Origin of the sequence: Seonamhaeicola algicola (assembly GCF_007997385.1) — a bacterium.
Lineage (GTDB): Bacteria > Bacteroidota > Bacteroidia > Flavobacteriales > Flavobacteriaceae > Seonamhaeicola > Seonamhaeicola algicola.
Genome location: NZ_VOSC01000007.1, coordinates 17,758 through 30,745, shown reverse-complemented (window position 1 = coordinate 30,745; position 12,988 = coordinate 17,758). Strand labels below are relative to the sequence as shown.

Genomic DNA, 12,988 nt, shown 5'->3' with positions numbered 1-12,988 from the left:
ACAAATAATGTTAAAATATTAGTATAAAAATTAATATCATGTTTTTCAATATTATAAAAAATAATTTTACAGTAATCACTATCATATTTTTAGTGTTTAGCGGTTATGGCCAAATGAAAGATATAGATTTACCTATTGGTGGTGTAGATACTATCAATTTAAGTGAAATACATTACGCCATTCATTACACAAAAAATCAAGAATTATATTTTAATGGGCAGAGGTTAAGATTCTGGGATCAGTTACCTAATGCTATTCGTGCAGAAAAACGCTACCCTAAAGGAAATGCTGTTTCTAATATTATCATTTATGCCGATAAAGGTTTAGAATATGCTTATATAGAACGTATACGCCATGAAATAGGAAAGGTGTGGAGTGGATATCTACATTTTAAGAGCGATGGTTATGAGAATTCTAACTGCTTAACATTCTACATCAGTGGTTCTGCAATGTATAATAAAGGTTATGATTTAACCAATTGGTATTATGGGCCTAAGATAATTTATACTACTAAAGAATATATAGGTGAGGATAAAATGCCTACATTAGAAGCAAGCAGCCCAATGATTCCAGTATTCTGGCAACATAATTTTTCCGATGAATTTTTTGATATACATAATTATTCCAAAAGAATTAAAAAGATTTTGGAAGGTGAAAATGATGCATCAATAACAATTAAAACAGATTCTCTTTATACGTTTAATAATGAGTATGTAAAGTTTTCAGATACCACTACGCTCACTAAGATTATAGATAATAATGATATATTATTTGTCAAAACGAGAGTAGGTTTAAGTTATGAAAAACACTTTAAAGCAATGACTAAAATCCAGGAGAGAAGAAAACATAATAAGGAACATGGAGTTTTAAGAAAACCTTTTATTATTGAAGTGCCTTTTATATATGAGGAGGAATTAGTGAAAAAGGAGATAAAACTTTTTAACTAAAATTAAGGTCTATTGATGCTTTTGCTCCGTCGCAAGAATAAATTTAATAAGCAATACAGAGGTAGGATAATTTTTAAAACTAAGATTATTTTTTTATGGTTACAGTCAATAACCTAACATTGTTCTGATTGTTTGTGAATTTAGTTAAACTTTGAAAAGCCCTGAGATAAGTGAGTTTAAATTTTTTGTTGCTAAAAAAACAAGGTATTAATTGATAAAAAGAAAATTAAAGGCTCTCTATTAGGAAATATATTATTTAAAATCTAAAAACATGAGTTATTAAGCCTTACTTATGATTTTGCAGAATTATCTAAAACACCAAAAAATAACTAGTGCCTCGATTGAAAATTTCCAAAGTAGCATTTTTTTGAGGGTAAATCTTTGAAAATTAAATGTATAAAAAGAACTTATAAAATATATTGTTTGTGCCAATATTTTGATGGTGACTAACGACCAATACTTATGAATATAACACAGGTAAAGTGTTGTTCCGTTCTAGGTAGTTCTCAAAACTGAGACATAACATATTTATATCATATTATACAAAAGACTAAACTATATTGAGCTAAACTAAACTAAAAGTAGATTTCAAAAATCTAATCTTAATTGATTTTTAATTACTGTTTTATTTAGAGCAATATTAAAAGCTATTTCAGCATTTTTAGTGTGTAAAAGTTTATGAAATAAAATTACGGTAGCCTCAGCATCACCACGAGCTCTATGGCGTGCTGATATTTCAATATTTAGGTCATTACAAATACGCCCTAAGCTGTAAGATTCATGTCCTGGTAATAATTTACGAGAAAGCTTTACAGTACACAGTTTTTTTCTATTAAACTTAATGCCGATGTTTTTAAACTCATTACGTATTACATTATAGTCAAAATTAACACTATGGGCAACGAATACACAACCTTGTGTTATTTCTAGAATACTATGTGCTATTTGTGTAAATGTAGGGGCATTTGCAACCATAGAACTATTTATACCTGTTAGATGCGTAATGTATTCAGGAATATAAGCTTCAGGATTAACAAGAGATGTGAACTCATCAATAATATTTTTACCATCATATTTAAAAATAGATATTTCAGTAATTTTTCCACTTTTTCCAGTGGTTTCAACATCAATGATAGTGTACATTATTACTTTAGGCTGAGGTTGTGATAAGTCAAATATAATTAAATACTCAACTTAAAATACTATTTATATTTCATAGATATAACTGGTGGTGTAGTTGTGTTTATATTGTGGTGTGTTTTCAAGGGGTGTGTTAAATATTTGATTTACAGTTTTTTAAGTTTTTTTGTTGAGATTTTTGTACAACCACCACAATAACACCACAACCACAAATAATATTGTTATTTTTTGTGGTTGGCTAGAAATTATTTAGCATTTAAGTCTACATTAAACACAGATTGGAGTAAAAAAATATCAGCATCTTCATTAGAAATTTTATAAGGTTTTGCTTTTGGTTTCTTTTTTTCTGGTATTAACACGTTTTCTAAAAGTGAATTATAACGTTTTTCTTTTAAAATGTTTAGCTCACTTATTGAAGGCGATAAATTATCCTTATAATTAATATTATTTTCAAAATTTAAGACTTCTTTTAGCTTTTTAATATGTTTGGTAATAGCATCCATTTGAAGTTCAAACCACACTTTTTGCGTGTCTTTAACACACGTAGTTTCAGTATCAATATTTTCTAATAAAGATGTATATGATTTTTGATAATTATTAGCGTGTTTTAAATATTCAGTTTTAATAAAATTAAAGGTTGTATCAGAGAATTGATCCCTAAATTTGAGTAATTGTAAAATGTTATTGTCAAGTATATTTTCTTTGTTTAAAAGTATAATTTCAGGGAAATCATTATTAAAAGTTGTTAATATACCTTCAGTACTTAAAACCACAAGGTGATCAAATACCCCCGCATCTTGTATTTCTTTTCTAAAATTATCATCTAAGTAAAAAGCTAGTGATTTAGGAATGTATAATATACTTGGAAGATATATTCCTTTTATTAAACTATTTAAATCATTATTAAACGCCATTTGTTTTATTTCAAAAGGTTAGAGTAATCTTCAGGAAGTTCAGCGTCAATTTCTCTTAAATATTTTTCAAGAGCAAGCATGGTTGAATGGCCTGTGATTTGCATTAATTTACTTTTTGCAGCAAACGGAGATGATTCTTTCACCAAAGACCTGTAAAGTTTTGTAATAAAAGTGTGTTTGAAGCTATAAAGCCCATAATTTTTATCTAATTTAAAATGATCTTTAACTACTTTTTTAAATCGTTTAGTAAAATAATCACGACGATTTTCTAATTCAGCATTCCAATAGCCACCAATACCATCAGGTGTAAAAAGTAAAAACTCTTCGTTCATGTTTGAAATGTCAGGTAAATCTTCAATTAAAATATCAGGAATTAGCTTTGTTTGTAGTGCTTTATTTTTAGCTTGAAATTGTACTGTTTTACCAACAAGATCAATATCTTTAATTTGTAGTCTACAAACCTCTTTGGGTCTTAAAAAATTATAAGAAACAAACTTTATAAATAATAAAAGCGTAGGGTCTTCGTCTTTTAAATAATCAAAAATAGCTTCCTTTTGCTGTTCGGAGTAGGTTTTGTTTCGTTTGGGAACTGTTTTTAATTTCGGAATTGATTTTATAAAATTCTGCTTAATAATTTCATTGTCTTCCATTGTTTGGAATATACTACTAAAACAAGTACGGTAATTATTTCTATTCCTAGCAGATGATTTTAACTGTACATGGTTTAAAAACTGTACCACAATAATTTTTGAAACACCATCAATTGTTATAATATTTTTGTGGTGTTCATTGAGCCACTTTGTAAACGTTTGAAAGTAGTTAGTATAATCAGCTAATGTTCTTTCGCTAACTACATTGGTTTTTAACTTTAGCGCATAATCAATAGCGTTTTTTACAGGCATGCTATTATAAGTGATTTTAGTTTTTTTGGATGTTATGTCAGTATTTACATCTGGATTTTTTGCTATTGGAATAGGTTCACTTTTTTTTATGTTTTGTTGTGGTGGTTTTGTGGCTGATTTGTATTTTAAATACAGAGAGGTGTTATTTTGAAACGGATTGTAACCACTTTTTAAAAATTTTAAAAGACGTCTTTTATATAAGCCTAAAAGATAGTATCTAGCTTCTTTAGTGTTATAGCTATTAGCTTTCCCATAAATATTTTTCATGCGTTTTAATTTTCCTGTTTTAGGATCTTTAAATGAAAAATATACATACCAGCGTTTATTTAAATCGCCATTTGCATCATAAATTTTAGGTTCAGAAAAATTACGGTTGTGTTCCAAATCGTGTTCTAAATCGTGTTCTAAATCGTGTTCATTTCTTACATCTAAAGTAATTAAATTTAAAATATTATCCATAAAAAAACGGTTTAGCGTGAACTAAACCGTTGTTTTAAAGGATTTCCATCTTGTAGCGAGATCGAGATTTGAACTCGAGACCTCCGGGTTATGAATCCGACGCTCTAACCAACTGAGCTACCTCGCCATATTGCGGGTGCAAATATAAAAACAAAATTAAAGTAAGCAAACATTAGTGCAATAAAATATTATTAAAAAAATTACTGTACTTATTAATTAATGTATATATTACGCATCAATAAATTTTCAATGCACTTATGGACGATAAAATTAGATTTGACATAGAATTTCCAATTCACGCTTCACCTCAATTATTATTTCAATATATATCAACACCTTCAGGTTTATCTGAATGGTTTTCAGACAACGTAAATTCACGTGGTGAATTATTTACATTCATTTGGGACGACAGCGAAGAACAAGCCAAACTATTAAGTAAAAAAAGCGGAGAACGTGTTAAATTTAGATGGTTAAATGACGAAGAAGAAGGAGCTTCATGCTATTTTGAAATAAGAATTCAAGTTGATGAAATTACAAAAGACGTATCATTAATGATAACAGATTTTGCTGAAGAAGATGAAATTGATGAAGCTAAGATGCTGTGGGAAAATCAAATATCAGATTTAAAACACGTATTAGGCTCAGCTTAAAAATAAAGTAGATTAAATACCCTATATTTGCCCCGTTTTAACAACCATTAAAGCGGGTTTTTTTTATGATAAATTTAAACGGAACTTTAGTAGAAAATATAAACACACTATCAGTTGAAAACAGAGGTTTTGCCTATGGTGATGCTGTTTTTGAAACCATGAAGGTTAACAACGGAAGTATTTTGTTTTTAGAAGATCACTACTTTAGGTTAATGGCTTCAATGCGTATTATGCGCATGGAAATACCCATGAATTTTACCATGGAATATGTTGAAGATGAAATAATAAAAACCATTACAGCTAACAACCTATTAAAACAAACAGTACGTGTAAAATTTATAGTAAATAGAAATTTTGGAGGCCTTTACACACCAACCGACAACAACGTTACGTTTTTAATAACTGTAAAACCAATTGACAATACATTTTACACACTAAATGAAGATGCCTATGAAGTAGATTTGTTTAAAGATTATTATGTATCACCAAGTTTATTATCAACACTTAAAACAAACAATAAAGCTTTAAATGTTGTAGGAAGTATTTACGCTAAAGAAAACAAACTTAATAACTGTTTTATATTAAATACAAACAAACAAGTAGTTGAAGCTTTAAACGGTAATATTTTTCTTTTGAAAGGCAATACTATTAAAACACCACCAATTATAGATGGTTGTTTAAAAGGTGTTATGCGAAAACAAATTCTTGAAATTTTAAATACAATGCCCAGTTTTACTGTTGAAGAAACATCAGTATCACCATTTGAACTCCAAAAAGCTGATGAAATTTTTATAACAAACGTTATAGTAGGTATTCAACCAGTTACCAAATACAGAAAAAAAATGTTTTCAAATACACTAGCCAAACAGCTAATAGGTAAATTAAACGTTAAAATAAGGCTAAGTTAATTAAAGTTTGGATTTTCAGGCGCGTTAGACCATATACTGTATTCACCACCAAACTCAAGCATTTTCTCTTTCCAAAAAGATTTATAGTCCTTATCAATAATATCTTTTTTATAAACGTTTTCAGTAACAACCCAAGAGTTAGCCTTTAACTCATCTTCAAGTTGTAAGGCACTCCAGCCAGAGTAGCCCAAAAAGAATTTTATATCACTTTCTTCAATTTGGCCTTCACTAATTAAATCAACCACTTTATTAAAATCGCCACCCCAATAAATACCTAATGAAATTTCAATACTATCGGGTATTAACTCGGGTATTTTATGTATGAAGTATAAATTATCTTGTTCAACAGGGCCACCATTGTACACTTTAAAATTTACATTTACATCATTAATCAATTCATTAATAGTATAATCTAGAGGTTTGTTAAGAATAAAACCTATTGAGCCTTCTTTGGTATGGTCTGCAATTAAAACAATTGAGCGGTTAAAAGAAACATCTCCAATTATTGATGGTTCGGCGATTAACAAATTTCCTTTTTTGGGTTTTATTGTAATCATATTTTTAGAAGATTTAATAATTAAATCTAACATTTATTTATTAAAAATGCAACTTTTAGCCTTAAACGCAAAAAAGCCTTCAGAGTTTGAAGGCTTTTTTTAAGTTATTTTGTGTAACTAATTAGTTTACTGCGTTAGATAAATCTGCACCAGCTTTAAACTTAACTATGTTTTTAGCTTTTATTTTGATAGTTTCACCAGTTTGAGGGTTTCTTCCTTCTCTAGCTGCTCTTTTAGAAACAGACCAAGAACCAAAACCTACTAAAGAAACTCTGTTTCCTTTTTGTAAAGCACCTTCTATTTCAATTAAGGCACATTCTAAAGCTTTTTTTGCAGCTGCTTTGGTGATTCCTGCGTGTTCTGCCATTGCATCGATTAAATCTGTTTTGTTCATAATATAAAGTTTAATTATTAATAAATTGGTTAAACATTTTTGTTAAATCCTCTACAAATTTATACGGATTATCGTACCACGCAAGTAATAGCAAGGGAAATACACGCTTTTGTTAATAACTTCAACCATTTGTTAATAAAGGTTATGCATTTTATCGATGTTTGGAAAATAGTAGTAGTTACAAGGGTTTACAGCATTTTAGCGTTTTCATTAAATGTATAACCGTTTAAAAACGATTTAATATCCATATTTCGTTTTCCGGGTAGTTTAATTTCTTTAATAATTATGTACCCATTTGATACTGAAACTTTTAGTTGGTTTTTGCTAGAAATTATAAAGCCTACGCTATAATTGTGGTTACATACTTCTTTTTCAGCTTCATAAATTTTAACATCTAGTGTATCATTACCGTTTTGTAAAATACACCACGCTGCAGGGTAGGGGCTTAAACCTCTAATATGATTATAAATAGTATCTAAACTATTGTTCCAGTTTATTTTACAGTTATCGCGGTTAAGTTTATAGGCTGTTTTTATATTTTCAGTATCAATTTGTGGTTTGGTTTCTACAGGGCCTTTTTCAATTAAATTAACGGTTTTTAAAACAAGTTTACTGCCAATGTGCATTAATTTGTCATGAAGGCTTCCGGCATTTTCATTAGCATTAATGGCTATATCTTCTTGTAAAATCATTTCGCCAGTATCAATTTTCTCATCAATAAAAAAAGTTGAAACGCCTGTTTTTGTTTCACCATTAATAATAGCCCAATTTATTGGTGCTGCACCACGGTAATTTGGTAGTAATGATGCGTGCAAATTAAAAGTGCCGTATTCTGGCATTTGCCATACTACTTTGGGTAACATTCTAAAAGCTACAACTATTTGTAGATTGGCATTTAAGGCTTTTAAAGTATCTATAAAATCTGGGTGTTTTAAATTTGTGGGCTGTAATATGTTTAAATTAGTTTGTAAGGCATATTTTTTTACAGCACTCTGGTTTAATTTTCGTCCTCTACCTGCGGGTTTATCGGGTGCAGTTATTACGCCAACTACATTATAATTATTTTCTACTAAAGTTTTTAAAGTAGCCACAGCAAAATCTGGTGTGCCCATAAAAACAATTCTTAAATTCCTCATAAATGACTTAATTTATAGGTGTTTGTTTCTGTTATTGAAATAATGTTATGCTCTAAAAGAAGTTTTAGGGTGTTTTTTAAATCTGCTTCAGAACATTGTATGGTTTGTGCTAAATTTCTTGATGACAAATCACCGCTTTGTAGCTGCTCAATAATTTGTTTTTTTAAGGTAGAAGTATCAGCTACTGTATTGCTTTTTTTTGATGTAATACACACAGAGCAAATGCCGCAAGGTTTTAAATTGGTTTCACCAAAATAGGATAGAAGCTGTATGCTTTTGCAAGTATTTTTATTTTCAACATAATTTAAAATAGCATTTACTTGTGCTTGTTTTAGTTTGTTTTGCTGCTCAATTATATGGGCTATACGGTTAATGGTTTTATCATCTTCTCTAGGCTGAATAAATGTTATTTGAGCATCGGTTTTGGCAAGGTTCAATGTTATTATTTCATCTTTTTCTAGTTGTTGTAAAACGTTTGTAACTACAGTTTCGTTAACTGATGCTTTGTCAGCTATTTTATTAATACTTATACTAGTTTCATGCTCAAAAATACCACCGTACATTCTTAAAATAGATTTTACAATTAAACTAAAACTTGGGTTAGCATCTAAATAATTAAAAATGTTATTGCTTGTTACAATAAACTGTACGGTAATTTTATTTTTAAATTGTTTTGATAGGCTAATAACACTATTTCTGTCCAGTAACTGTAAGGCATTATAGCATAAAACACCATTAAAATTATAGGTTTTACAAAAGGTGTTGAAATTAAAATCTTTAGTTAAGTATGCACCTTCACCATATGAAACTTGAAAATAATTACACAATTTTCGGTATACTTGTTTAGTATATTGCAATGTAGGTAACACGCTTAAAAACTGGTTTTTTACTTGCTGTACATCATTTTCGTTTTTTAAAATAACAGCAAACGCCTTTTGGCCATTTCTACCAGCTCTACCTGCTTCTTGAAAATAGCTTTCAATACTTTCGGGTAAATTTATGTGTATAACAGTTTTAACATCAGGCTTGTCAATACCCATACCAAAGGCATTTGTAGCTACTATAACTTGTTTTTGGTTATGTAACCAAGCACTCATGTTGGTTTCTTTTTCAGCATTTGTTAATCCACCATGATAATAGGTAGCTGTAATATTTTTATTTTGTAAATAGTTGCTTAAATCTAAAGTTAATTTACGGTTTCTAACGTATATTATTGATGCTGCTGTGTGCTTTTTTAAAATGGTTTCAATGCGGTAGTACTTATCGTTTTCATTAAAAACCATGTACGCTAAATTACTTCTAAAAAAAGAGTGTTTAAATATTTTTGGGTTAATAAAATCTAGCGCTTTAATAGTGTCATTTACAACTTCAGGCTTTGCCGAAGCTGTTAAAGCAACAACATTTACTGTTGGTTGTAAAGTGCGTAAAATAGCTATGTTTTTATATGATGGCCTAAAATCATTTCCCCATTGCGATATACAATGTGCCTCATCAACAGCTATTAAGTTTACGTGCATTTGCCGTATTCTATCTTGTACAAGTTCTTGCTGTAAGCGCTCTGGTGATAAATATAAAAACTTATAATTGCCATAAATACAATTATCTAACAAGGTATCTAATTGGTTGTGTGAAATACCACTAGTTAGTGCTAACGCTTTTATACCTTTGTTGTTTAAAGCTTGTACTTGGTCTTTCATTAAAGCTACAAGTGGCGAAATTACAATACAAATACCTTTTTTTGCAAGCGCAGGAATTTGATAACATAAAGATTTACCACCACCAGTGGGTAAAAGCACAAAAGTATCTTCGCCAGCAATTACAGCATCAATAATTGCCTCCTGGTTGTTTTTAAAGGAGGTATAGTTCCAATAGCGTTCTAATATATTAATGGGATGCTGCATGTAATTTTACAGAGCGTTTAAAATAAAATCTGTACGTTCATTTACGCTACCAAAAGGTACATCAATTAAATTATAATTAAAACGCTTGTAAGTGTTTAAAAGATGGTGATGTATTTTTTCTGCCTGTTCAAAATTTTCATAGCGCTCATTATCACTTGTGTAAATAGCTTTCCAAGGTTTTAAAATAAAGGCACAATCATAAGTACTTTCATTACAGGTATCAACAAAATGATTAGGGTATTGGTCTCCAATAAAATCCATGTAAGCTAAAACATCATGTACGCCTCTATCTAAAAAAACAAGGTTACAATTGGCGTTTTGGGCATCTATAAATTGTTGTTTTCTACCATTTAAAAGGCGCTCACTAAACAATAATGGGTTTGTTAAAAAAAGCTGATCTACACCTTCTTTTTGCGCCTCAAGGGTAACTTGCCTTGATATTTCTTCAAAACACGTATAGCCACGTTTAATTAACTCATTAATAATGGTAGATTTTCCTGTGCCAGGGCCTCCTGTAATAACAACTTTTTTTGTATTCAAACTATAAATTTTGTGTGTAAAATTCGGAATTTACAATTGATTAAAAAAATAGAAATGAAACTGTATATTTGCAGCATATAAAAAAGCTATGAATACACCAGAAAAATCAGAGGCATTTTACAATAAATTACGAAGCCAACTTTATGATACAACAAGCTGGCCATCAGAATATTTGTATAAATTTATTGTGAAGTCAGATAGTGCAAAAATAGCGCTTTTAGAGGCTATTTTTGATAATATGGGCGCTGTAATTAATACAGTAACATCAAAAAACGGTAAATATACCAGCGTTTCAATTAACCTTTTAATGCGTGACCCCGATAGCGTAATAAAAAAATATAAAGAAGTAGCAGAAAAAGTTGAAGGCGTTATCAGTCTTTAGTTTTTTTTTGTATTTTGCACTTGCATAATTACTACGTGCGTTAATTTAATTCCACATCATTTATTTTGATAGATACTTTAGAATATAACACAGAGCGTGAGCACTTAATCATTCCTGAATACGGGCGCCATATGCAAAAAATGATTAACCATGCCAAATCAGTTGAAGATAGAGAAGAACGTAATAAAATAGCCAAAGCCATAATTTCTGTAATGGGAAATATGCAACCGCACTTACGTGATGTACCCGATTTTCAGCATAAATTATGGGATCAATTATTCATTATGGCTAATTTTGAGTTAGATGTAGATTCACCATACCCAAAACCCACAAAAGAATTATTGGCTGAAGGCCCTGAACCTTTAAAGTATCCGCAAAACCATCCAAAATATCGTTTCTACGGAAACAATATTAAAACCATGATTGATGTAGCAAATACTTGGGAAGAAGGTGATTTAAAAGAAGCCCTGGTTTATACCATTGCTAACCACATGAAAAAATGTTTTTTAAATTGGAATAAAGATACGGTTGAAGACGTTGTAATTTATGATCATTTATTTGAATTATCAGATGGTAAAATAAATTTGAAAAATTCAGATGAAGATTTATCAGATTCCTCAAGCCTTATGCGTACCAAAAGTAAATTTTCTGGTAAAAAAGGGCATCATAAAAAACAAAGCAGACAAAGAAAACGCTACTAAACTAATCCATGGGAATATTTAAAATTGAAGGTGGTCATCAGCTAAAAGGAAGCATACAACCACAAGGTGCCAAAAACGAGGCATTACAAATTTTATGTGCAGTTTTATTAACTTCAGAAAAAATAACCATTAACAATATTCCTGATATTGTTGATGTAAACAAACTAATAAGTTTACTAAAAAAATTAGGTGTAAAAATAGAAAAGTTATCAAAAGGCACCTATACATTTCAGGCAGATGCTGTTAATTTACAGTATTTAGAATCTGATGAATTTAAGGTAGACGGACGTGGCCTAAGAGGATCAATAATGATTGTTGGGCCATTATTAGCACGTTTTGGTAAAGGTTACATACCAAAACCAGGAGGCGATAAAATAGGACGCAGACGTTTAGATACCCATTTTGAGGGCTTAATAAAATTAGGCGCTAAGTTTAGATACAGCAAAGAAGAACAATTTTATGGCGTTGAAGCTAATGCCTTAAAAGGTACCTACATGCTTTTAGAAGAAGCATCAGTAACAGGTACAGCAAATATTGTAATGGCAGCAGTTTTAGCCAAAGGGCAAACAACAATATACAATGCCGCTTGCGAACCTTATTTACAACAGCTTTGTAAAATGCTAAACAGAATGGGCGCTAAAATTAATGGTGTTGGTTCAAATATGTTAGTTATTGAAGGTGTTGAAACTTTAGGCGGTACAGAGCACACTATGTTACCAGACATGATTGAAATTGGTAGCTGGATAGGTTTAGCCGCCATGACTAAAAGTGAATTAACTATTACCAATGTATCATGGAATGATTTGGGTGTTATACCAAATGTGTTTAGAAAATTAGGTATTACTGTTGAAAAACAAGGTGATAATATTTACATACCAGCACATACTGATGGTTACGAAATACAAAATTTTATTGATGGCTCTATTTTAACAATTGCTGATGCACCATGGCCAGGGTTTACACCAGATTTATTAAGTATAGTTTTAGTTGTAGCTACACAGGCTAGGGGTAGTGTATTAATACACCAAAAAATGTTTGAAAGCCGTTTGTTTTTTGTGGATAAACTAATTGACATGGGCGCTAAAATTATTTTATGTGATCCGCACAGAGCCACTGTAATAGGTCATGATTTTAAGTCTACTTTAAAAGCAACTACAATGACATCACCAGATATTAGAGCAGGCGTTAGTTTATTAATTGCAGCACTATCAGCTAAAGGAACTTCAACTATAATGAATATTGAACAAATTGACAGAGGTTACGAAAATATTGATGAACGTTTACGAGCAATTGGTGCTAAAATAGAAAGAGTAAACGCTTAAAAATATACTATGTTGAATTAGAATGGTTGAGAAACTAAAGTAATTCAACATAGCTTTTATAAGTTGTATAATATACATGGCAATTAGCTTATTTTTGTGCAGCTCTATCATTGAATAATTATTCTATTTTAAAAA

At 30.1% G+C, this 12,988-nt stretch carries 13 protein-coding genes, 1 tRNA gene and 1 pseudogene; 6 read left to right on the top strand and 9 right to left on the bottom strand.

Translation table 11 applies throughout. The features are described 5' to 3' along the window. Positions 1 to 38 precede the first annotated feature (38 nt). Positions 39 to 947, top strand: coding sequence for an ExbD/TolR family protein (locus FUA26_RS01825; RefSeq protein WP_186826833.1), 909 nt, complete (start codon positions 39 to 41; stop codon positions 945 to 947). Between the two features lie 624 nt (positions 948 to 1,571). Here the strand turns inward: FUA26_RS01825 and FUA26_RS01820 are convergent. The 4 genes and pseudogenes from FUA26_RS01820 to FUA26_RS01805 all read right to left on the bottom strand — a co-directional run. Beyond that, positions 1,572 to 2,090 (bottom strand): annotated as a pseudogene (locus tag FUA26_RS01820) (3'-5' exonuclease); the annotation flags it as partial. Positions 2,091 to 2,332: 242 nt separating this feature from the next. Beyond that, positions 2,333 to 3,001, bottom strand: coding sequence for a hypothetical protein (locus FUA26_RS01815; RefSeq protein ID WP_147130858.1), 669 nt, complete (start codon positions 2,999 to 3,001; stop codon positions 2,333 to 2,335). 5 nt (positions 3,002 to 3,006) lie between these two features. Next, positions 3,007 to 4,362, bottom strand: a complete 1,356-nt coding sequence (locus tag FUA26_RS01810) for a tyrosine-type recombinase/integrase (RefSeq protein ID WP_147130856.1) — start codon at positions 4,360 to 4,362, stop codon at positions 3,007 to 3,009. Between the two features lie 53 nt (positions 4,363 to 4,415). Further along, positions 4,416 to 4,489: transfer RNA gene (locus FUA26_RS01805), tRNA-Met, on the bottom strand. 130 nt (positions 4,490 to 4,619) lie between these two features. On the opposite strand from FUA26_RS01805, the gene FUA26_RS01800 reads away from it, so the two are divergent. Continuing rightward, entirely contained in the window at positions 4,620 to 5,012 is a 393-nt protein-coding gene (locus FUA26_RS01800) for an START-like domain-containing protein (protein WP_147130854.1), read from the top strand. Between the two features lie 65 nt (positions 5,013 to 5,077). Continuing rightward, a complete protein-coding gene (locus tag FUA26_RS01795; RefSeq protein WP_147130852.1) occupies positions 5,078 to 5,920 on the top strand; it encodes an aminotransferase class IV in 843 nt (280 codons plus the stop codon). Here the strand turns inward: FUA26_RS01795 and FUA26_RS01790 are convergent. The 5 genes from FUA26_RS01790 to FUA26_RS01770 all read right to left on the bottom strand — a co-directional run bounded on the left by FUA26_RS01790 (position 5,917) and on the right by FUA26_RS01770 (position 10,448). Next, on the bottom strand, positions 5,917 to 6,477 hold the full coding sequence (locus FUA26_RS01790) for a YqgE/AlgH family protein (RefSeq protein WP_147130850.1): 561 nt from the start codon (positions 6,475 to 6,477) through the stop codon (positions 5,917 to 5,919). The two genes, FUA26_RS01795 and FUA26_RS01790, sit on opposite strands and share 4 nt — an antisense overlap. A gap of 121 nt (positions 6,478 to 6,598) precedes the next feature. Further along, positions 6,599 to 6,871: an HU family DNA-binding protein gene (locus FUA26_RS01785; protein ID WP_139698478.1), complete on the bottom strand. Its 273-nt coding sequence runs from the start codon at positions 6,869 to 6,871 to the stop codon at positions 6,599 to 6,601. A 188-nt stretch (positions 6,872 to 7,059) separates the two neighbouring features. Then, complete coding sequence (gene fmt / locus FUA26_RS01780) at positions 7,060 to 8,007, bottom strand: methionyl-tRNA formyltransferase (protein WP_147130847.1); 948 nt, start codon at positions 8,005 to 8,007, stop codon at positions 7,060 to 7,062. Further along, the gene (locus tag FUA26_RS01775; protein ID WP_147130845.1) at positions 8,004 to 9,908 is read right to left on the bottom strand and encodes a RecQ family ATP-dependent DNA helicase; all 1,905 of its coding nucleotides are present in this window, start codon (positions 9,906 to 9,908) and stop codon (positions 8,004 to 8,006) included. Before FUA26_RS01775 ends, fmt begins: the two co-directional genes overlap by 4 nt. A gap of 6 nt (positions 9,909 to 9,914) precedes the next feature. Beyond that, positions 9,915 to 10,448, bottom strand: coding sequence for an AAA family ATPase (locus tag FUA26_RS01770; RefSeq protein ID WP_147130843.1), 534 nt, complete (start codon positions 10,446 to 10,448; stop codon positions 9,915 to 9,917). A gap of 88 nt (positions 10,449 to 10,536) precedes the next feature. On the opposite strand from FUA26_RS01770, the gene FUA26_RS01765 reads away from it, so the two are divergent. The 3 genes from FUA26_RS01765 (at position 10,537) to murA (ending at position 12,853) form a co-directional block, all read left to right on the top strand. After that, positions 10,537 to 10,830: a DUF493 family protein gene (locus tag FUA26_RS01765; RefSeq protein ID WP_147130841.1), complete on the top strand. Its 294-nt coding sequence runs from the start codon at positions 10,537 to 10,539 to the stop codon at positions 10,828 to 10,830. Positions 10,831 to 10,895: 65 nt separating this feature from the next. Continuing rightward, positions 10,896 to 11,531 (top strand): DUF4290 domain-containing protein, encoded by a 636-nt coding sequence (locus tag FUA26_RS01760; protein WP_147130839.1) that lies wholly within the window; start codon positions 10,896 to 10,898, stop codon positions 11,529 to 11,531. 8 nt (positions 11,532 to 11,539) lie between these two features. After that, on the top strand, positions 11,540 to 12,853 hold the full coding sequence (gene murA, locus FUA26_RS01755; protein WP_147130837.1) for a UDP-N-acetylglucosamine 1-carboxyvinyltransferase: 1,314 nt from the start codon (positions 11,540 to 11,542) through the stop codon (positions 12,851 to 12,853). Positions 12,854 to 12,988 lie beyond the last annotated feature (135 nt).